Below are 21570 nucleotides of genomic sequence, written 5' to 3'. Positions count from 1 at the left end.
GTGGATTATCTACTTTTCCATGCTTGGTAACGGGTATCAATCAATAACTGGGTGAGGCGTCCCATGGTTTCCCTTTCTTCTTGGGTGAGGGATTGCGCTTGGACAAAGAGATGATGAATGTGTTCAAGCGCCTTTAAGGAAGACAGGTCATTGATGGAGCTAATCCCAGCATCTAGAATGGTGCCAAAGAAAAGGTCAAAGTAGAGCTGGAGTTCTTCGTCAGGGACTGTCGCTACCCATTCTTTGAAGGTTGTGTCGACTTGTTGGCTATCACTGTTGGTCTTATCCAGTTGAACGAAGTGCTTGTCCTCAATCTGCCAACTAAAGGTATCGTGTTGGGCGATACCACCTAAGGCAGTACTGTGCACGATGATTTGCTGGTTAGGGATTTCCATCATCATACCGATAATGGAGCCTTGAGGGATGAAGACCTTGGTTCTATCCATTATCCCTTGATAGCCCTCAGTTTGTGTCAGTTCTTTGTGGAGACCAGGCGCATCAAAAGTATAAACTGCTGTGATTTGATCTTGCAAGCTTTGCTCAATTTGGCTAGCAGCATAGATGGCTAAATTTCCTCCCTTGGAATGCCCAGCCAGAATGACCTTTTGCTTAGGATGGTGGGCAAAAAAGTTCTTTAAATAGCGAAGGGCGTGCTTTTGAGCAGGAATTTCCTTCATATAGGTCAGGTGGAAATCTTCCTTCCAGCCAATGATACTGTCATCAGTCCCACGAAAGACAATCAGATAGGTATCGAGATTGAGGCGGTAGGTCATAGCCGCAAATTGCTTTTGCAGTTCAGGGTCAATGTCATTGATAAAATGGGAGAGTTTGCAATTTTTGAAGCGCTTGTGTTGAGCTAGTTCATCTAATAGCTGGAGGCGATTTTTGCTGGTCAACATGTTAGGCTCTCTTGGAACCTGAGGAGCCAGGTCTAAAAGTCGCTGAGGACTTGTGGAGACTAGATTATCAAAGGAGAGGTAGGTAGTTTCTGTTAAGGATAGAATGTCTAACTCATTTAAAGGAAGGTCGTAATAAGAATCGTATGCGACATCTTTCAGATAATCAAAAATATTGGCCATAAGAGCTCCTTTCTTTTTATTTATCTTATCAAATTTCCCTCAAATTAGCTAGTAGCATTGCCTGTTTGTACTGGATAAAAACAAGCCCTTTCAAATTCAGTTTCAGGCCTTCTAGCATGGAAAAATCTGTTATAATAATAGAAAAGGAGAAGCGCATGCACAAGATTTTATTAGTAGAAGATGATCAGGTCATTCGTCAACAGGTCGGGAAAATGCTCTCTGAATGGGGATTTGAAGTGGTTCTGGTAGAAGACTTTATGGAAGTTTTGAGTCTTTTTGTCCAGTCGGAGCCTCATCTGGTCCTCATGGATATTGGATTGCCCTTGTTTAATGGCTATCACTGGTGTCAGGAAATTCGCAAGATTTCCAAGGTACCTATCATGTTTCTGTCTTCGAGAGACCAGGCTATGGATATTGTCATGGCAATCAACATGGGGGCGGATGACTTTGTGACCAAACCTTTTGACCAGCAGGTTCTTTTAGCCAAGGTTCAGGGCTTGTTGCGCCGTTCCTATGAGTTTGGGCGTGACGAGAGTTTACTGGAATACGCTGGTGTTATCCTCAATACCAAATCCATGGATTTACATTATCAAGGGCAAGTCTTGAATTTGACCAAGAATGAATTCCAGATTTTACGAGTTTTGTTTGAGCATGCGGGCAATATCGTAGCACGTGATGACCTGATGCGGGAACTTTGGAACAGTGACTTTTTCATTGATGATAATACGCTCTCTGTTAATGTGGCTCGATTGCGTAAAAAGTTGGAAGAGCAGGGCTTGGTAGGATTTATCGAGACCAAGAAAGGGATAGGGTACGGACTGAAGCATGCTTGATTGGAAACAATTTTTTCTAGCCTATCTGCGCTCCCGTAGTCGTCTTTTTATCTATCTACTTTCTTTGACGTTTCTGGTTTTGCTCTTTCAGTTTTTATTTGCCAGTTTGGGAATTTACTTTCTCTACTTTTTCCTGCTGTGTTGCTTTGTAACCATCTTATTTTTCACTTGGGACATATTGGTGGAAATGCAGGTCTATCGCCAGGAAATTCTCTATGGGGAGAGGGAAGCCAAATCTCCATTGGAAAGAGCCTTGGCTGAAAAATTAGAAGCGCGTGAGATGGAACTCTATCAGCAGAGGTCAGACGCAGAAAGAAAACTGACGGATTTGCTGGATTACTATACCTTGTGGGTCCATCAGATTAAGACCCCCATTGCAGCCAGTCAACTCTTAGTTGCAGAAGTAGCTGACCGCCAATTAAAGCAGCAATTAGAACAGGAAATTTTCAAGATTGACTCCTATACCAATCTAGTTTTACAGTACCTACGTTTAGAAAGTTTTCATGATGATTTGGTCTTAAAGCAGGTTCAAATTGAGGACTTGGTCAAGGAAATAATTCGTAAATATGCTCTTTTCTTTATTCAAAAAGGCTTAAATGTCAATCTACATGACCTTGATAAAGAAATCGTGACGGATAAGAAGTGGCTACTAGTGGTCATTGAACAAATTATCTCAAATAGTCTCAAGTACACCAAGGAAGGTGGTCTGGAGATTTATATGGAAGGCCAGGAACTCTGTATCAAGGATACGGGAATCGGGATAAAAAACAGTGATGTCCTCCGAGTCTTTGAACGTGGTTTCTCAGGATATAATGGACGTCTAACCCAGCAGTCATCTGGACTTGGACTTTATCTATCTAAGAAAATTTCTGAAGAACTGGGTCACCAGATTCGTATCGAGTCTGAGGTCGGTACAGGAACGACAGTGCGGATTCAGTTTGCTCAAGTGAACTTAGTCCTTGAGTGAGAAGAGACAATGAGTTTTTACCCAATCTCTTTTTGCTATATTTCAGGATATTTGAAGACTGTTTTTTACAAAATCAATAATAGAATTTTTAATACGGAATATAGTATAAATACTGGTTCAAAGTGAAGTTTTGTATGCTTTATACTTTTGTTGAGTATAAAATCTATAAACTAAGGGTGAATTACAAAAATTAATTTGAGATGAAGTGAATTGTAGACTTGGGAAATGTCTCCTATTCGATTTCAGAATGAATCGTTGATACAGGATTAAAAGAACTGCAGCTTTCTTTTTATTTTGAATGATAGTAAAAACTGCAGTACTTGTGTGATTTACAATTATTGCACTCAATGTCCGAGTATCGCACTATCTGAAATAGGGAATAGTAGAGATTGTTCTGCGATATGTAAAAAAACGCATTAGTAAGGAGTATCGTATATGCTACCATATCTTAAAACTATTAGATGGTATCTCTTCTTTAATTTTCTTTTTGGTGTAGTATCGAATATCTGCACAGCTTTGTTACCGTATTTCACGCAGGCATTAATCAAAGGGGATTATCAAGTAGCTCTATATGGTTACTCTATGTCAGTGGCTGGCTATTTGAGTTGTAACTATATCCAAATGATACTTGATTGGAAGCAGGGGATTATCTTTTCGACTACTTTGAAAAATGAGTGGTTTCGTTCACTTCTGGGACTCAGTCACCACGATTTCAAGCAGAAAACAGTAGCAGAGTATATTTCCTATCAATCTAATGACCTAGATTCGTTGGAAAAGGATTACCTTCCTCCATTGATGAGTTTTATTAAACAAATTTTACGTATCATCATTTACGCTTTCATTATTAGCAGAACAATTAATCCTATTGTATCACTGATTTTAATCTTTTCTACTGGAATTAGTATTCAAATTCCTAAAATCGTTGGGAAGTTGACCGCTAATCGTAGACAGGTTTACTTGAAAAAACAAGGAGATTACTATCGAACTTTGGAGGATTTGCTCATGGGACATCATTTGGTAAATAAACTAACTATGTCGCATTTTTTGAATCAACAAAAGAGTTCTCTAAAGAATTTGCAGGATAAGTATTTTAAGTATGGTTTGACAAAAATTACAGGCATCTTATTGACAGGTGTTTCTTTTGAATTCATTAGTCTTGTTCTGTTTATTTATTTAGCCTACTCTCTATCTCACCAGCAACTCGGTATTCCTGAGGTGGTGGCGAGTTTCGGATATATTAATGCTTTTTCTGAACCAATACAGGAAATCCTTTATGATTTACAAATGTTAGAGTCCGTAAAACCTGTAATCAAGAGTTTTCAAAACATTGTTGGGAGACCCGTTTCAGTTCAAGCACCTCAACATTCTTTTGATACGATTACTTTGAAAAATATTTCCAAACAACTGGGAGAATCAAAATTGATAATTACTTCCGCTACGATTCAAAAAGGGGATAAAATTGCGCTTATTGGTAAGAATGGGTCTGGAAAAAGTAGTCTTCTCAACATTTTAAATGGAACAGATGAAGATTTTGAAGGACAAATTGTGCTAGATGGGCTTGTTTTGGACCATCTTTGGGGAAGATTCGGTATGATTCTGCAACAAGAACATACATTTATTTCAAGTTATGAAAATAATGTAACGCTATTCAATAGTTTCAATGAAAAATTCAGAGAAGAAGATTTTGAAAAAATTCCACCACAATCCCTGTCAGGTGGTCAGCAACAACGAATGTATTTAAATCGTGAGAAAAATCGTAAAAATCCATTGCTTATCCTAGACGAACCTTTCTCTGCTTTGGATACTAATCAGTTTAAAATGGAATTGGAAAGAGTTCTGGAACTACCAAGTGCCGTCATTGTTACTTTACATCGCCAAAACGAATTATTAAGTAAGTTTGACCAAGTTTGGGAAATTAAGAATGGAGAACTTGTAATTTTGAAATAGCTAAATTATAAAGAATAAAACGCATAGTATCAAGGTTCTTCTGATACCGTTTTTCCCTCTTCGGATAAGGAAACAAAAATTTCTTGCTTCCTCTATCTGTTCAATTGATAGATTTCTTCAGAGAAAGGTTGTAAAATTTTTGATATAATATCAAGGATGGACTGATGGATATTTAAAGGATTATTTTCAAAAGAATGACAGGTGAGAATTAAAATATGTAAAATTGAAAAGAAGTCTCTCTGCCACCATCTAAGCAGAAACAAGAGTATATGAAATAAAAGGAGTAACCAATGACTGGAAATTATTCAACACGTGAATATCGTGAGAAATTATATGATGATCTTCATGTTCGATTAAGAGATACAGTGATTTTGATGTGTGCGATTTTTATTGCCTCTATAGGTTTAAATATGAATTCAACAGCTGTCATTATTGGAGCCATGCTGATTTCCCCTCTTATGACACCGATTGTTGGACTCGGATTTGGTTTAGCTATTTTTGATACGCGTTTAATCAAGCAATCTTTAGAGGTTTTATTTACTCAAGTATTGGTCAGCTTGCTTGTCTCGACTTTGTATTTCTGGATTTCTCCCTTATCTTATGCAAGTAGCGAGTTGATTGCACGAACCTCTCCAACCATTTGGGATGTTCTCATTGCTATCGCGGGTGGGATAGCAGGTTTCATTGGTTCAAGGAAAAAAGAAGCAAACAATATCGTACCAGGAGTAGCCATTGCAACAGCTCTGATGCCACCTATCTGCACTGCAGGATATGGTTTAGCTAATGGAAATGTACGATTTTTATTTGGGGCTCTTTATCTTTTCTTGATCAACTGTGTCTTTATCATGCTAATCAACATTGTTGGAACAAGAATTTTTATGAGAAAATCTCCCTTAAGTTCATTTAATGAGCTAAACATTAAAATGAAAATTGGGTTGATATCCTTGATTGTATTATTGGTCCTTCCAGCCAGCTATTCAGCAGTCACTCTGACGATGGATCAAGCGCGAAAAGAAGGGATCAAACAGTTTGTAGAAAATGAGTTCGCCAATCATACGGTCATTAATCAAGTCTACAAGTCAAGTAGCAATGAATTAGTCTTGACGGTTGTTGGAGATCCGATTTCAGAAGAAGAATTAGAAACACTCCACCAAAAACAAGCCTCTTACGGTATTCAATCTGTTCAATTGAAAGTGAATCAAGTTCAGAACTCGCCAACATTAGATAGTGAAGCGACCAAGGAATTTTATGAAAACATTGACAAGTATATTGATCAAAAACTCTCTGAAAAAGATTCACAAAACGATCTCGTAAAAGAAAATGAAGCAGACAAGGATTGAGGACAATGAACTGAATCGGTTTTTACGCCGTGTTTTTCTTGTATCTTCCTCTTTCTTACTTATAGCAGGTTGTTTTTGCTTGAATAAGAAATAAATTAGAAGTTCTATCATCTAAGAAAAATGATGAAAAAAATCATTTAACTAATGGTGTGAACGTTTAGTGTTTATCAGCTCCATTCTCTGTAATTTTGGGGGTAAAATCCACACCATTTAGATAAAATTAGTTGAATTTGATTGGAAAAACGCTTTTATAAAAGCGGAGAAAAGTCTTGATATTACGCTGTTTTTAGTCCAACTGAAATTCATACTTTCCAAACCAGGCTTGAAAAAAGCTCGTAAAGCATCACAATTTAGTAAACGTTAAAACTTATTTAAACTTATTGAAAGCATTTCGTATCAAAAATACGGGATGCTTTTTCTGTTCACCCCAAATTTTTGTAACTAGGTGATACTTGAAATTAATACAAATTTGGTTGTTTTTGATAAATCTAAGCAACACTAAATGATGAAGTGAAAGGGGATGAATCTTTGATAGTATTCATTTATTGTGAAATATGATATACTTATTAATTAGATGGATGAATACTTCTAGAGTTAAATATAGCATAATAGGGACAGACTTTTTGGTTTATTTTTGTTTGTAGTCGGATTATGAAAGAATATCCAATATTATGCGATAAGATAGAATGTTACAAAAAAGAAAGGGGATGCAATCCGATGAAGAAAGACAGATTAATTGTATTGACAGATGCTGTTCTAGCAATTATTATGACCATCTTGATTTTAGAGTTAGAAAAACCAACAACACCAAGTCTTGAAGCTTTTTGGGATTTACGGCAAAATTTCTTTGCTTGTTTTCTTTCCTTTTTCTGGTTGGGATCGTTATGGATGGCACTAAACACATTATGGGAAAAGGTTGAGAAAATTTCCTCAGAAATTATTTGGTGGAATTTGTTTCTACTCTTGGAGCGGCAGGAGTTCTCTTTGGAGAATTTCATGCCATCCAAGATACCAGTCTGAATGATGTGGTGGACCGGATCTATATAAATGTCAAGGATTTACCGTTTCAGTCCTTGGGAGCTTTAGCTAATATCCTGTCTGATGTTAAGAAGGGACTGATTCAAGACAGTCATATCTGGTCTTTCTTCCAGTCATTTTTCAAACAATATCAGTTGATAATCAGCTTAAATCAGATCTATCAGTTTGTCTATCTTTCTCTGATGGAGATCATGTCCTATCTTCACTTTGATTATTGGAAAAAACGGCTCGGTCAGGAGCTAGTATGAATAAGGAGAACAAATGAGACGTTTAAAAATGTTATGGCATATTATACAGGTTACGGGTTTTACTCGGTTTGCTCTGAGTTTTGTGACCTTTGTTTTTGGGTCAGGAGGCGTGCTTTTCCTAGTTGAACCTGCTATCACAAATTACGGAGACGGTCTTTGGTATGCTTTTGTGACTTCGACGACTGTCGGCTACGGGGATCTCCTAGCTGTGACCTTGATTGGAAGGATTACCAGTGTCTTCTTGACGATTTATGGGCTCATATTTTTTGGCTGTTTATCAGCTGTTATTATTAATTATTATACCGATTTAAATAAGGAAAGAGGAGAGGACAAATGACTGCCAATTATTCAACACGGGAATACCGTGAGAAATTATATGATGATCTTCATGTTCGATTAAGAGATACAGTGATTTTGATGTGTGCGATTTTTATTGCCTCTATCGGCCTAAATATGAATTCAACGGCTGTCATTATTGGAGCCATGCTGATTTCCCCTCTTATGACACCGATTGTTGGACTGGGATTCGGTTTAGCTATTTTTGATACGCGTTTAATCAAGCAATCTCTAGAGGTTTTATTGACTCAAGTGTTGGTCAGTTTGCTTGTCTCGACTCTGTATTTCTGGATTTCTCCCTTGTCTTATGCAAGTAGCGAGTTGATCGCACGAACCTCTCCAACCATTTGGGATGTTCTCATTGCTATTGCTGGTGGGATTGCTGGTGTGATCGGTTCAAGGAAAAAAGAAGCAAACAATATCGTGCCAGGAGTAGCCATTGCTACAGCTTTGATGCCGCCTATCTGTACTGCAGGCTATGGTTTAGCTAATGGAAATGTACGATTTTTATTTGGGGCTCTTTATCTTTTCTTGATCAACTGTGTCTTTATCATGCTAATCAACATTGTTGGAACAAGAATTATGATGAGAAAATCTCCCTTAAGTTCATTTAAAGAGCTAAACATTAAAATGAGAATTGGGTTGATATCCTTGATTGTATTATTGATTCTTCCGGCTAGTTATTCAGCAGTCACTCTGACGATAGATCAAGCGCGAAAAGAAGGAATCAAGCAGTTTGTAGGAAAAGAGTTCGCCAATCACACGGTCATTAATCAAGTCTACAAATCAAGAAACAATGAGTTGGTCTTGACGGTTGTTGGAGATCCGATTTCAGAAGAAGAATTAGAAACGCTCCACCAAAAACAAGCCTCTTACGGTATTCAATCTGTTCAATTGAAAGTCAATCAAGTTCATAATTCGACAAAATTAGACAGTGATTCGACCAAGGAATTTTATGAAACCATTAACAAGTATATCGATCAAAAACTCTCTGAAAAGGATTCACAAAAAGATCTCGTAAAAGAAAATGAAGCAGACAAGGATTGAGGATATTGACCATATCTAACTCATGAAAGCAAATCTTGTGTGGTGGTTTGGTCAATCACTACTAGCTCGGATTAAATAATACTCTTCGAAAATCAAATTCAAACCACGTCAGCGTCGCCTTACCGTACTCAAGTACAGCTTGCGGCTAGCTTCCTAGTTTGCTTTTTGATTTTCATTGAGTAAAAATATAAAAAGCAACAGCTGAAATAGTTGTTGCTTTTTAGGTAGCTAGGATTTTATCCCAGGTTTTATCTCTTATTTCTCAACGCGTGATTTGTTGGCGATATCAGCAAGGATAGCTTGAACAAAGTCATCAACTGAGACAGTTTGTGTTTCTTTTTGGCCATAGCGACGAACGTTAACAGTTCCGTCTTCCATTTCCTTGTCCCCAACGATTAATTGGTAAGGAATCTTGCTTGTTTGTGAAGCACGGATCTTGAACTGCATTTTTTCATTGCGCTCATCTACGTCTGCACGGACACCGCGGTCACGGAGTTTTTTCGCCACTTCCCAAGCGTAGTCCACGTGTTTTTCGTTAGATACTGGGATGAGGGTTACTTGGTGAGGTGCTAGCCATGTTGGGAAGGCACCCTTGTAGTTCTCAATCAAGATAGCTGTGAAGCGTTCCATAGTTGAGATAACTCCACGGTGGATCATAACTGGACGGTGCTCTTCACCATCAGCTCCGATATATTTGAGGTCGAAGCGTTCTGGAAGCAAGAAGTCAAGTTGGATAGTAGAAAGGGTTTCTTCTTTACCAAGGGCAGTTTTAACCTGGATATCCAATTTTGGACCGTAGAAGGCTGCTTCACCTTCGGCTTCAAAGTAGTCCACACCCATTTCATCAAGGGCTGCACGAAGCATGGTTTGGGCATTTTCCCACATCTCATCGTTATCAAAGTACTTATGAGTATCTTGAGGGTCACGAAGAGAGAGGCGGAAGCGGTATTCAGTCAAGTTGAAATCTTCATAAACATCGATAATCAACTGAAGGGCACGTTGGAATTCTTCTTGGATTTGTTCTGGGGTAACGAATAGGTGACCGTCGTTGAGTGACATCTCACGCACGCGTTGAAGACCTGTGAGGGCACCAGATTTTTCATAACGGTGCATCATACCGATTTCAGCGATACGAATTGGCAATTCACGGTATGAGTGAACATGATGTTTGAAGACTTGGATGTGGTGCGGGCAGTTCATTGGACGAAGGACAAATTCTTCCCCGTCACCCATGTCCATAGTTGGGAACATGTCTTCTTGGTAATGATCCCAGTGACCAGAAGTCTTGTAGAGTTCAACAGAAGCAAGTGGTGGAGTGTAGACGTGTTGGTAGCCTGAAGCCAACTCCTTGTCTACGATGTAGCGTTCCAACTCACGACGGATAGTTGCCCCATTTGGCAACCAGAATGGCAAACCTTGTCCCACTTCTTGTGAAATCATAAAGAGGTCAAGCTCTTTACCAAGTTTACGGTGGTCACGTTCCTTAGCTTCTTCACGCATTTGGAGGTAGTTTTTCAAGTCTTTCTTGTCAAACCAAGCTGTACCATAGATACGTTGCATCATAGCGTTGTCGCTATTTCCACGCCAGTAAGCACCTGCTACATGGAGAAGGTGGAAGATTTGGATACGGCCTGTTGAAGGGACGTGTGGGCCACGGCAAAGGTCTACATATTCACCCTGACGATAGATAGTCAAACCACCTTCGTCTTCTGAGTGTTCTTCAATCAATTCCAACTTGTAAGGGTCGTTCTTGAAGATTTCACGTGCCTCGTCTTTAGTCACTTCTTCACGAATAGATGGGAAGTTTTCTTTGACAATTTTTTGCATTTCTTCTTCGATACGAGGAAGGTCTTCGTTAGAGATTTGACCAGCTGTGTTGTCAGTATCGTAGTAGAAGCCGTCTTCGATGGCTGGACCAACTCCCAAGTGAATGTCTGGGAAAAGACGACGAGCTGCTTGGGCGAACAAGTGAGCAGCTGAGTGACGCAAGATTGGAAGGGCATCTTCGTGATCAGGTGTCACGATTTCGATGCTTCCATCTTCAGTGATAGCACGAGTAGTGTCTATGAGTTTGCCGTTGAATTTACCAGCAAGAGCTTTTTTAGCTAGGGAATTGCTGATAGATTGGGCAATTTCAAAAGTTGTAACGCCAGATTCGAATTCACGAACAGCGCCATCTGGGAAAGTAATGTTAATCATGATGTTCTCCTTACTTATATTATTGACGAATGTGTTAACCCTATTCTGAAAACAGGGACAGAGGATTGTGAAAGCTAGAAAAACAAAAAGCGACATCCTCAAAAGGACGTCGCAACGTGGTTCCACCTTCATTTATGTTCCTCAAAAGAGAGGGACACCTCTGATTGGCTCTAACGTGGCCACCGTTTTATGTTTTCATAAAAAACTCAAGAGTAGTATCAGTTTAGGCTCTCTATGCGTTTCCAGCAACCACGCACTCTCTAGTAGAAAGGGACTAAGTGACTTGTCTCTATGGATTATTATAGCATGATTGTGAAAATTTTCAAGATATTTGTAGATTTTTTTGAATTTTCTTCATTAAAAAGTGCTTGCTATGCTTTGTTAGGAGTAATGTGAAATCATCTTTTTGATAAGTCTTTACCTTGATAAAAGTAGTGTTCTGGATTTAGTAAGAGTGGGTTAAAGGTGACTATTATACAGTATTTTTTGTTATAATATTAAAAAGATATATAAGAGGAAATGAGGAGAAAGAATGACAAAAATAGCTCTTCTTTCAGATATTCATGGAAATACTACAGCCTTGGAGGCTGTTTTGGAAGATGCTCGGCAGCTAGAAGTGGATGAATACTGGCTTCTGGGAGATATTCTCATGCCAGGGACAGGGCGTAGAAGGATTTTGGACTTGTTGGCTCAACTACCGATTACAGCTAGGGTTTTGGGAAACTGGGAAGATAGTCTGTGGCATGGTGTCCGTAAGGAATTGGATAAGACTCGTCCCAGCCAACGCTATCTATTGCGCCAGTGCCAGTATGTTTTAGAGGAAATTTCCCTAGAAGAAATTGAACTGCTCCACAATCAACCTCTACAGATTCATCGTCAGTTTGGGGATTTGACGGTAGGAATTAGCCACCATCTTCCTGATAAGAACTGGGGGAGAGAGTTGATTCATACTGGAGCGCAAGAGGATTTTGACCGCTTGGTGACCAATCCACCTTGTGATATCGCTGTATATGGTCATATTCATCAGCAGTTGCTTCGTTACGGGACTGGTGGTCAATTGATTGTCAATCCAGGTTCGATTGGGCAGCCTTTCTTTCTAGATGCCCAGTTACGGAAGGACTTACGGGCCCAGTATATGATTTTAGAGTTTGATGACAAGGGCTTGGTAGATATGGACTTCCGACGGGTAGACTACGATTGGGCAGCTGAATTGCAGTTGGCTAAAGACCTCAAACTTCCCTATTTTGAGGTTTACTATGAAAGTCTGGTCAATGGTATCCACCATACTCACAATCAGGAATTTTTGAGAAAATTAGCCCAGAAAGAGGGCTACGATAGGGAGTTAGATGCCTGGTTAACAAGTGGTAATGATTGACATTACAACTAAAAAGGGTATAATAATAGAAAAAGAAGAGTAGAGGCAGGCTAGCCTCGTAAAAAGGAGAAGAGGATGCAAATTCCAAGTAGATTTACCATTGCGACTCATATGCTGATAATCATTGCCCTCAAGGGGAAGGAAAGCAAGGTGACCAGTGATTTTCTGGCTGCTAGTGTCGGGGTCAATCCAGTCATTATCAGAAAGACCTTGTCCCAGTTGAAGAAGGCAGAGCTGATTTCAGTAGCGCGTGGAACAGGGGGAACAGAGATTGTCAAGGACCTCAAAGACATTAGTCTTTTAGATGTTTATCAAGCGGTCGAGTGTCTTGGTAAGACAGGTCAACTCTTCAGTTTTCATGACAATCCAAATCCCAATTGCCCTGTAGGAGCTCGTATTCATGATGTTTTGGATCAAAAATTGGAGAGAATTCAGCTGGCTATGGAGACTGAACTTGGTCAGACCAGTCTAGAGCAAGTCGTGGCCGATGCAGAGAGTCAGATGAAGGATTGAGAGGGATAGATGCCTGCAAATAAAACTCAAAACACTGCTAGAAATCTGGCAGTGTTTTTTGAGATTGCGTAGAAAAAACTCCTGGGAAATTCCAGGAGAGTATGAGTGGTTATTTAAACTTGAATCCTTCGTAAATAAGCTCTGTTTTTGGATTTTGTTTCTTAATCTGTTTGGCAAGTGACTTCATCATAGAAAGAGGACCACACATATAGACGCTCGCATGTTCGGGCACTTCTTCTTGCTCAAAATTAAGATAGCCGTCTTTCCTACTGTCTACTAGATGGAGTTCAAAATTAGGATTTTTCTGAGCATAGTCACGGAGCAAATCTAGATAGACTGCATTTTCATCTTCACGGAAGCTATAGTAGAAGTGAACCTGTTTATCTAAAATAGGATGTTCACGGATGTAAGAGATGAAGGGGGTGATCCCAATACCTCCAGCAATCCAAACCTGATTTTCTCGTCCTTCTTCTATAATCATGTGTCCGTAAGCTCTGTCAACGGTTACTTTGCTACCGACTTGAAGATTGTCATAGATATTCTTGGTAGGGTCACCTGAATTTTTGACAGTAAAGTAAAGCGTTTGACCATGACCTCCTGAGATAGAAAAGGGATGCGGAGCACTTTCAAAACCTTCTTGAAAAATCTTTAGGAAGGCAAATTGTCCTGATTGATAGTTGAAAGGTCTGCTAAGATGGATTTGAATTTCTCTAGTATCGTGATTTAAGCGTTTGAGATTGGTAATTTTCCCTAGATAGGGGAAGGAAATCTTTTGATAAAGGAAGATGATGTAAAAACCAGCTAGTAAGCCTAAAAGGGCATAGCTACCAACAAGAAAACTTAGGAGGTTAAATGTGAGAAGGCGATTGCCCATCATCATGTAGACATGAAAGAGTCCGAAAATATAAGCTAGATAAACCAGACGGTGAATCCATCGCCAAGCTTCGTATTGGATGTATTTGCCTAAATAGGCGACAAGGATGATACTGACAAAATATAGATGGCAAGGTTGCCAAACTGAGCAGCTAAACGAGAGCCCCACAAACCGCCCATACTAAAGTTATGAAAGATTAGTAGGATGATGGAGAGAAAGGCTGTGAATTTGTGGACAGTGTAGACCTTCTCCAAACCGTGAAACCAGCTTTCTAGTAGGGGGGAGACGAGTGGCTAGGATAAAAGTCAGAGATAGGCTTGTTAAAGCTAGTCCTGGAATAGTGAATTGGGGAGAAGTGTTCATCCAAGCAAAAAGAGTCAAGATAAAACTAGCTATGATAAAGAGTATTCCTTTGATTGATTTCATAGAAAATTCCATTTCATTTAGATTTTGATTTGTTGTAAACAAAATTGTTACATTTTATCATAGAAAAAGTATGGTGTCAAATTGAGTTCTATAAATATCTACTCTCATCAAAAAACTCTCCAATTGAACTGGAGAGCTAATTTATTATTCTGCAGCTTGTTGCCAGCGTTTTGCTAGCATATGAGACAGGCTAGAAATGGCTAGGTTAAAGCTGAAGTAGATGAGGGCAATCAGGATGTAAAGACTGAAGACCTGCTCTGGTTCGAAATAACGGCCCATGAGAATTTGGCTTGCTCCAAAGAGTTCTTGTAGGGCGATAACAGAGTAGAGAAGACTGGTATCCTTAATTACGGTTACAAACTGAGAAATGATGGCTGGCAACATTTTGCGAATGGCTTGCGGGAGAATGATGTGGTAGAGGATTTGGGCTGAGGTAAATCCTTGCGACATTCCTGCTTCGTACTGTCCCTTGTCCACGGCATTGAGACCGCCTCGGATAATCTCAGCCAAGGCTGCTGAGGTAAAGAGGGTAAATGCAGTGATTCCTGCTGGTGTGGATTTCATCTTGAAAACCAAAAAGATGGTGAAAATCCAGAGGAGGTTGGGAACGTTACGCACAAACTCGATGTAAATGCTGGAAATGATGCGCAAGATAGGATTTTTCCCATTTCTCATGACTGCTAGAACTGTACCGATAAGTGTAGCGAGGACGATGGCAATCAGAGAAATGTAGAGGGTCAAGCCAAATCCTTTAAAGATAAATACTAGGTTATCTGGGGTCAAAACTTCTAAAATGGATTCCATAGTAACCTCCTAAAGTGAATAGGCTTTTTTGTTGGCTTGCTCCATCTTGCGACCAAACTGGGCAACAGGAAAGCAAAGAGAAAAGTAGAGAAGGGCAGCACCTAAAAATGCTGGAATGTAGTTTCCGTTAAGTGCCGACCAAGACTTGGTCACAAACATCAAGTCCACTCCAGAGATAATAGCGACTGTAGAAGTGTTTTTGATGAGGTTAACAATTTGGTTGGTCAAAGGAGGGAGAATGATACGAAAGGCCTGAGGCAAGATAATCAAACGCATAGCACTGATATAGGTAAAACCTTGCGACAAGGCAGCCTCCATCTGACCGCTAGGAATAGACTGAATTCCTGAACGAATTACCTCAGCGATATAGGCACCGTGATAGAGTCCCACGCAGAGTACAGCCGTCCAATAAATCGGAATCATGATGATATGGTCACTAATAAGAGGCAAACCATAAAAAACGATAACAAACTGTACCAAGAGGGGAGTGTTTTGGTAAAACTCGACAAAGATACGAGCTAAAATGCGCAAAATTGGACGTTTACTGGTTGACATAGCTCCGAAGAAGATGCCCAAAACCATGGCGAGGATAAAGGATCCAATTGCTAGGGCAAGGGTGAAGAGGAAACCATTGAAAAATTGTCCAAAATCCTGAAAATAGGCTGTCCAAGATGATAAATCTGTCATGGGGTGTCCTCCTTATTCTGCGGAATGGCTAGATGGTTTGAGCTTGTAACGGTCATAAAGTTTTTGTAAACTGCCGTCCTTGCTCAATTTGGTGACCAAGTTATCGAGATAGTCGTTGAGCTCTTTATTTGATTTCTTGGTAACGATACCGTAGTCAGATGGCTTGAAACTATCATCAAGCAATTCTGTCCGTTTACTGATGTAACCAGATAGGATAGAACGGTCAACGGAAAAGGCATCAATACGGTGAGCATGTAGGGAAGTAATCAATTCTGGGTAGGAACCAAGTTCGACGAATTTAAAGGTCAAGCCTTTCTTTTTACCCAATTCAGTAATCAGGCGTTGGGTAATGGAACCTTGAGCAACTCCGATGGTTTTTCCGTTTAAGTCCTCAATGCTTTTGATTTTGGCAGACTTATTGACCAAAAAGCCAGAAGCATCTGTGTAGTAAGGGCTGGTGAAGTTATAGAGTTTTTTGCGTTCGTCTGTGATGGTAAAGGTCGCGATATCCATATCGACCTGTTCATTGTCTAGAAGGGGTCCGCGAGTTTGTGCTGTAACCGGCACATAGCGAATCTTGACCTTGAGTTCATCAGCTACCATCTTGGCCAGGTCAGTTTCGATACCAGAATAGGTCCCTTTCTTGGGATCCTTGTAACCGAAATTGGGAACGTCTTGTTTGACACCAACAACCAGCTCGCCTCTCTTTTGAATGTCTGCGACACTGGTATCAGCCTGGACTGGTTTTGCAGCAGCAAGGCTGAAAAGGCTAATCAATAATGCGGATAAAAAGAATTTCTTTTTCATAGGCGCCTCCTTATTTGACTTTGTCACTTTCGTGGTTGATGATTTTGCTGAGAAATTGTTGGGCACGAGGTTCCCTTGGATTGTCGAAAAAGTCATCAACATCTGTCGTATCTACCAAAACTTCTCCGTCAGCCATAAAGATGATGCGGTCAGCAACTTCACGGGCAAAGCCCATTTCATGGGTCACGACAATCATATTCATACCATCATGGGCCAATTTTTGCATAACTGCTAGAACATCGCCGATGGTTTCAGGGTCAAGAGCAGATGTTGGCTCATCAAAGAGGAGGAGTTCAGGATGCATAGCGAGTCCACGTGCGATGGCAATCCGTTGTTTTTGTCCACCAGAAAGCATGGCTGGATAAGAATCTTTCTTGTCCCACATATTTACAAATTCCAGATATTTTTGGGCTGTCTTTTCAGCTTCTTTTTTATCAATTCCTAAAACTTTTATGGGTGCTAGTGTTACGTTTTCTAACACTGTTTTATGCGGATAGAGGTTAAAATGCTGGAAAACCATGCCGACTTCCTTGCGAAGCGGTACTAAATCTTTCTGGCTGGCACCAGCAACTTGGTGACCATTTACTAGAAGACTTCCCTTGTCTACAGCCTCCAAACCATTGATGGTGCGGATAAGAGTGGACTTCCCAGAACCAGAAGGGCCTAGGAGGACAACGACTTGCCCTTTTTCAAAACGGAGATTGATGTCGCGGAGTGCGTGGTAGTCTCCGTAATATTTTTCGACGTGTTCAAATTCTACTAAAGCCATAAGGAATCTCCTTTGTGTTAGATTTTATAACATGATTCTACACCAAAAGATTTTTCTTGTCAAATCATATCAGAAAAAAATTAGTAAAATTTTTGTAGAAAGCAATCAGGATAGAGAAAAAGCCTAAATCATGTTATAATGAAGCAATAGAATTCTTAGAAAGAGTGGATGTCTTTTTGATAACACCTACTTATGAATGGCAGTTTGCCCCGCAGGTAGAAGATGCGGATTTTACAAAGATAGCCAAGAAGGCTGGATTGGGTCCTGAGGTGGCTCGGTTACTATTTGAGAGAGGGATTCAGGACCAAGAGAGTCTGAAGAAGTTTTTAGAACCTTCCTTGGAGGACTTGCATGACCCTTATCTACTCCATGATATGGATAAGGCAGTGGGACGGATTCGTCAGGCTATTGAAGAAGGGGAAAATATCCTCATTTATGGAGATTACGATGCGGATGGCATGACTTCGGCTTCTATTGTGAAGGAAAGTTTGGAACAGCTTGGTGCCGAGTGCCGGGTTTATCTGCCCAATCGTTTTACCGACGGTTATGGACCTAATGCCAGTGTTTATAAATACTTTATCGAGCAAGAAGGAATTTCCTTGATTGTGACGGTGGATAATGGGGTTGCGGGTCACGAGGCTATTGAATTGGCCCAGTCTATGGGAGTAGATGTCATTGTGACAGACCATCATTCCATGCCTGAAACCTTACCAGATGCCTATGCTATTGTCCATCCTGAACATCCGGATGCGGACTATCCTTTCAAATATTTGGCTGGTTGTGGAGTAGCTTTTAAGCTGGCTTGTGCCCTTTTAGAAGAAGTACAAGTGGAATTGCTTGATTTGGTCGCTATTGGTACCATTGCTGATATGGTTAGTTTGACAGATGAGAACCGTATCTTGGTTCAGTATGGTCTGGAAATGTTGGGACATACTCAGCGCATTGGTTTACAAGAAATGCTGGACATGGCTGGGATTGCTGCCAATGAAGTAACAGAAGAAACGGTTGGTTTCCAGATTGCCCCTCGTTTGAATGCCTTGGGCCGCTTGGATGATCCCAATCCAGCTATTGATTTGCTGACTGGATTTGACGACGAGGAAGCGCACGAGATTGCCCTTATGATTCATCAGAAAAATGAAGAGCGTAAGGAAATCGTTCAGTCAATCTATGAAGAAGCTAAGACTATGGTGGACCCTGAGAAGAAGGTCCAAGTCTTGGCTAAGGAAGGCTGGAATCCTGGGGTTCTGGGAATCGTGGCTGGTCGTTTGTTGGAAGAATTGGGGCAGACAGTTATCGTTCTTAATATAGAGGATGGTCGTGCCAAGGGTAGTGCTCGTAGTGTGGAAGCGGTCGATATTTTTGAGGCTCTGGATCCTCATCGAGACCTCTTCATCGCCTTTGGTGGCCATGCTGGTGCGGCAGGGATGACGCTGGAAGTGGAGAAGCTCTCAGATTTATCTCAGGTCTTGGAAGATTATGTTCGTGAAAAAGGCGCAGATGCTAGTGGCAAGAACAAGTTAAACTTAGATGAAGAGCTGGATTTGGAGGGACTTAGCTTGGAAACGGTCAAAAGTTTTGAACGTTTGGCACCTTTTGGCATGGACAATCAGAAACCTGTCTTTTATATAAAGGATTTTCAGGTCGAAAGTGCTCGTACTATGGGAGCAGGCAACGCCCATCTCAAGCTGAAAATTTCCAAGGGTGAGGCGAGTTTTGAAGTGGTAGCCTTTGGCCAAGGTAGATGGGCAACAGAATTTGCTCAAACCAAGAATCTAGAGTTGGCAGTCAAATTGTCTGTCAACCAATGGAATGGCCAAACTGCCCTCCAGTTGATGATGGTGGATGCGCGTGTGGAGGGTGTTCAGCTTTTTAACATCCGTGGGAAGAATGCAGTCTTGCCAGAAGGAGTTCCAGTCTTGGATTTTGCTGGAGAACTGCCGAATCTAGCGACTAGTGAAGCGGTTGTCGTGAAAACCATACCTGAGGATATTACTCTGTTGAAGACCATTTTTCAGGAGCAGAATTTTTCTGCTGTCTATTTCAAAAATGATATTGACAAGGCCTATTATCTGACAGGTTATGGAACTAGAGAGCAGTTTGCCAAATTGTACAAGACCATTTACCAGTTTCCAGAGTTTGATATTCGCTACAAGCTGAAGGATTTGGCTGCTTATCTCAATATCCAACAAATCTTGCTGGTCAAGATGATTCAAGTATTCGAAGAACTAGGCTTTGTGACAATCGAAGATGGTGTGATGACAGTCAATAAAGAAGCGCCAAAGCGAGAGATAGGAGAGAGTCAGATTTACCAGAATCTCAAACAAACCGTCAAAGACCAAGAAATGATGGCGCTGGGTACGGTGCAAGAAATTTATGACTTTTTAATGGAAAAAGAATAGACGTAGGAAAGAGTTGGGCAACCAGCTCTTTTTTGAAAACAAATCTTCATTTTGAAAATCATTAAAAAAATGGTATAATGGTAGGAAAAGATTCGGCTAAAGGTAATAGTGCTTTTAGAATAAAAGGGTAAGTAACCCTATAATCAAGATAAACTAAGATTTTGGAGGAAAAATGAGTAATATTAGTTTAACAACACTTGGTGGTGTACGTGAAAATGGGAAAAATATGTACATTGCTGAAATTGGAGAGTCCATTTTTGTTTTGAATGTAGGGTTAAAATATCCCGAAAATGAACAATTAGGGGTCGATGTGGTGATTCCAAAGATGGATTACCTTTTTGAAAATAGCGACCGTATTGCTGGGGTTTTCTTGACCCACGGGCATGCGGATGCCATTGGTGCTCTGCCTTATCTCTTGGCAGAGGCTAAAGTTCCTGTATTTGGGTCTGAGTTGACCATTGAGTTGGCCAAACTCTTTGTCAAAGGAAATGATGCCGTTAAGGAATTTAATGATTTCCATGTCATTGATGAGAATACGGAGATTGATTTTGATGGGACAGTGGTTTCCTTCTTCCCTACGACTTACTCCGTTCCAGAGAGCCTGGGAATTGTCTTGAAGACAGCTGAAGGTAGCATCGTTTATACAGGTGACTTCAAATTTGACCAGACAGCTAGTGAATCCTATGCGACAGACTTCGCTCGTTTGGCAGAAATCGGTCGTGACGGCGTCCTGGCTCTCCTCAGTGATTCGGCCAATGCGGACAGCAATATTCAGGTGGCTAGTGAAAGTGAAGTTAGGGATGAAATTACCCAAACCATTGCTGACTGGGAAGGTCGTATCATCGTTGCAGCTGTTTCCAGTAACCTTTCTCGTATCCAGCAGATTTTTGACGCTGCGGATAAAACAGGTCGACGTATCGTCTTGACAGGATTTGATATTGAAAATATCGTCCGCACAGCGATTCGTCTCAAGAAGTTGTCTTTAGCCAACGAAATTCTCTTGATTAAGCCGAAAGATATGTCTCGCTTTGAAGACCATGAGTTGATTATTCTTGAGACAGGTCGTATGGGTGAACCTATCAATGGACTTCGTAAGATGTCGATTGGTCGCCATCGTTATGTAGAAATCAAGGATGGGGACCTGGTCTATATTGCTACGGCTCCGTCTATTGCTAAAGAAGCCTTCGTTGCGCGTGTGGAAAATATGATTTATCAGGCAGGAGGGGTTGTCAAATTGATTACCCAAAGTTTACATGTATCAGGGCACGGAAATGCGCGTGATCTTCAGTTGATGATTAATCTCTTGCAACCCAAGTATCTCTTCCCGATTCAAGGGGAATACCGCGAGTTGGATGCCCATGCTAAGGCTGCTATGGCAGTTGGAATGTTGCCAGAACGCATTTTCATTCCTAAAAAGGGAACCAGCATGGCTTATGAGAATGGGGACTTTGTCCCAGCTGGAGCGGTTTCGGCAGGGGATGTCTTGATTGACGGGAATGCCATTGGTGATGTTGGCAATGTGGTCCTTCGTGACCGTAAGGTCTTGTCAGAGGATGGTATTTTCATCGTCGCGATCACAGTTAATCGTCGTGAGAAGAAAATTGTGGCCAAGGCTCGTGTTCACACGCGTGGATTTGTTTATCTCAAGAAGAGCCGCGATATTCTCCGTGAAAGTTCAGAATTGATTAACCAAACGGTAGAAGATTATCTTCAAGGAGATGACTTTGACTGGGCAGATCTTAAAGGGAAGGTTCGTGATAATCTGACCAAGTATCTCTTTGACCAAACTAAACGTCGTCCAGCTATTTTACCAGTAGTCATGGAAGCAAAATAATCGTTGAAATAAACAGAGAGAAAGTCGAGTTTCGGCTTTTTCTTATAG

The 21570-nt window shown here is 40.6% G+C and carries 18 protein-coding genes and 2 pseudogenes; 12 read left to right on the top strand and 8 right to left on the bottom strand.

Annotated features, from left to right (window positions below):
- Positions 1-5 precede the first annotated feature (5 nt).
- Positions 6-1079, bottom strand: a complete 1074-nt coding sequence (locus tag QM409_RS06460) for a DUF2974 domain-containing protein (protein ID WP_414305307.1) — start codon at positions 1077-1079, stop codon at positions 6-8.
- Between the two features lie 155 nt (positions 1080-1234).
- On the opposite strand from QM409_RS06460, the gene QM409_RS06455 reads away from it, so the two are divergent.
- The 8 genes from QM409_RS06455 to QM409_RS06420 all read left to right on the top strand — a co-directional run bounded on the left by QM409_RS06455 (position 1235) and on the right by QM409_RS06420 (position 8835).
- Positions 1235-1912: a response regulator transcription factor gene (locus tag QM409_RS06455; RefSeq protein ID WP_000548991.1), complete on the top strand. Its 678-nt coding sequence runs from the start codon at positions 1235-1237 to the stop codon at positions 1910-1912.
- Positions 1905-2879, top strand: coding sequence for a sensor histidine kinase (locus tag QM409_RS06450; RefSeq protein ID WP_414305308.1), 975 nt, complete (start codon positions 1905-1907; stop codon positions 2877-2879). The genes QM409_RS06455 and QM409_RS06450 overlap by 8 nt, the downstream gene beginning before the upstream one ends.
- Before the next feature lie 435 nt (positions 2880-3314).
- Positions 3315-4826 (top strand): ATP-binding cassette domain-containing protein, encoded by a 1512-nt coding sequence (locus tag QM409_RS06445; protein WP_004242726.1) that lies wholly within the window; start codon positions 3315-3317, stop codon positions 4824-4826.
- A 290-nt stretch (positions 4827-5116) separates the two neighbouring features.
- Positions 5117-6166, top strand: coding sequence for a DUF389 domain-containing protein (locus QM409_RS06440; RefSeq protein WP_049502406.1), 1050 nt, complete (start codon positions 5117-5119; stop codon positions 6164-6166).
- A 717-nt stretch (positions 6167-6883) separates the two neighbouring features.
- Positions 6884-7186, top strand: a complete 303-nt coding sequence (locus QM409_RS06435; RefSeq protein WP_004240734.1) for a TMEM175 family protein — start codon at positions 6884-6886, stop codon at positions 7184-7186.
- Entirely contained in the window at positions 7111-7452 is a 342-nt protein-coding gene (locus QM409_RS06430; protein ID WP_000397556.1) for a hypothetical protein, read from the top strand. The genes QM409_RS06435 and QM409_RS06430 overlap by 76 nt, the downstream gene beginning before the upstream one ends.
- Before the next feature lie 13 nt (positions 7453-7465).
- Positions 7466-7789 (top strand): potassium channel family protein, encoded by a 324-nt coding sequence (locus tag QM409_RS06425; RefSeq protein WP_001253404.1) that lies wholly within the window; start codon positions 7466-7468, stop codon positions 7787-7789.
- Entirely contained in the window at positions 7786-8835 is a 1050-nt protein-coding gene (locus QM409_RS06420) for a DUF389 domain-containing protein (protein ID WP_153198721.1), read from the top strand. Before QM409_RS06425 ends, QM409_RS06420 begins: the two co-directional genes overlap by 4 nt.
- A 255-nt stretch (positions 8836-9090) precedes the next feature.
- On the opposite strand, the gene thrS is transcribed toward QM409_RS06420, so the two are convergent.
- Together thrS and QM409_RS06410 are read right to left on the bottom strand one after the other, a co-directional pair.
- Entirely contained in the window at positions 9091-11034 is a 1944-nt protein-coding gene (thrS, locus tag QM409_RS06415) for a threonine--tRNA ligase (protein ID WP_000608345.1), read from the bottom strand.
- 40 nt (positions 11035-11074) lie between these two features.
- Positions 11075-11283 (bottom strand): annotated as a pseudogene (locus QM409_RS06410) (hypothetical protein).
- Positions 11284-11566: 283 nt separating this feature from the next.
- Between QM409_RS06410 and QM409_RS06405 the strand changes: the two are divergent.
- Both QM409_RS06405 and QM409_RS06400 read left to right on the top strand, forming a co-directional pair.
- Positions 11567-12409 carry a metallophosphoesterase family protein gene (locus QM409_RS06405; RefSeq protein ID WP_414305309.1) on the top strand — a complete coding sequence of 281 codons (843 nt, stop codon included), beginning with the start codon at positions 11567-11569 and terminating at the stop codon, positions 12407-12409.
- Positions 12410-12484: 75 nt separating this feature from the next.
- Positions 12485-12922, top strand: coding sequence for an Rrf2 family transcriptional regulator (locus tag QM409_RS06400; RefSeq protein WP_094753429.1), 438 nt, complete (start codon positions 12485-12487; stop codon positions 12920-12922).
- A gap of 109 nt (positions 12923-13031) precedes the next feature.
- Here QM409_RS06400 and QM409_RS06395 read toward each other — a convergent pair.
- From QM409_RS06395 to QM409_RS06375, 5 genes and pseudogenes are all read right to left on the bottom strand, one after another.
- Positions 13032-14222 (bottom strand): annotated as a pseudogene (locus QM409_RS06395) (oxidoreductase).
- Positions 14223-14366: 144 nt separating this feature from the next.
- Positions 14367-15026 (bottom strand): amino acid ABC transporter permease, encoded by a 660-nt coding sequence (locus QM409_RS06390; protein WP_000443882.1) that lies wholly within the window; start codon positions 15024-15026, stop codon positions 14367-14369.
- Positions 15027-15035: 9 nt separating this feature from the next.
- The gene (locus QM409_RS06385) at positions 15036-15713 is read right to left on the bottom strand and encodes an amino acid ABC transporter permease (RefSeq protein ID WP_000131137.1); all 678 of its coding nucleotides are present in this window, start codon (positions 15711-15713) and stop codon (positions 15036-15038) included.
- Between the two features lie 12 nt (positions 15714-15725).
- On the bottom strand, positions 15726-16520 hold the full coding sequence (locus QM409_RS06380) for a transporter substrate-binding domain-containing protein (protein WP_414305310.1): 795 nt from the start codon (positions 16518-16520) through the stop codon (positions 15726-15728).
- A gap of 10 nt (positions 16521-16530) precedes the next feature.
- Complete coding sequence (locus tag QM409_RS06375; protein ID WP_173249933.1) at positions 16531-17289, bottom strand: amino acid ABC transporter ATP-binding protein; 759 nt, start codon at positions 17287-17289, stop codon at positions 16531-16533.
- A 176-nt stretch (positions 17290-17465) separates the two neighbouring features.
- On the opposite strand from QM409_RS06375, the gene recJ reads away from it, so the two are divergent.
- Entirely contained in the window at positions 17466-19688 is a 2223-nt protein-coding gene (gene recJ, locus QM409_RS06370) for a single-stranded-DNA-specific exonuclease RecJ (protein ID WP_414305311.1), read from the top strand.
- Positions 19689-19860: 172 nt separating this feature from the next.
- On the top strand, positions 19861-21522 hold the full coding sequence (locus QM409_RS06365; RefSeq protein WP_414305312.1) for a ribonuclease J: 1662 nt from the start codon (positions 19861-19863) through the stop codon (positions 21520-21522).
- The last annotated feature ends 48 nt before the right edge of the window (positions 21523-21570 follow it).

The sequence above is a fragment of the Streptococcus mitis genome (assembly GCF_047465045.1).
GTDB lineage: Bacteria > Bacillota > Bacilli > Lactobacillales > Streptococcaceae > Streptococcus > Streptococcus mitis_DT.
Note: the sequence above shows the minus strand (reverse complement) of the source record. Positions and strands in the feature narration are given on the sequence as shown.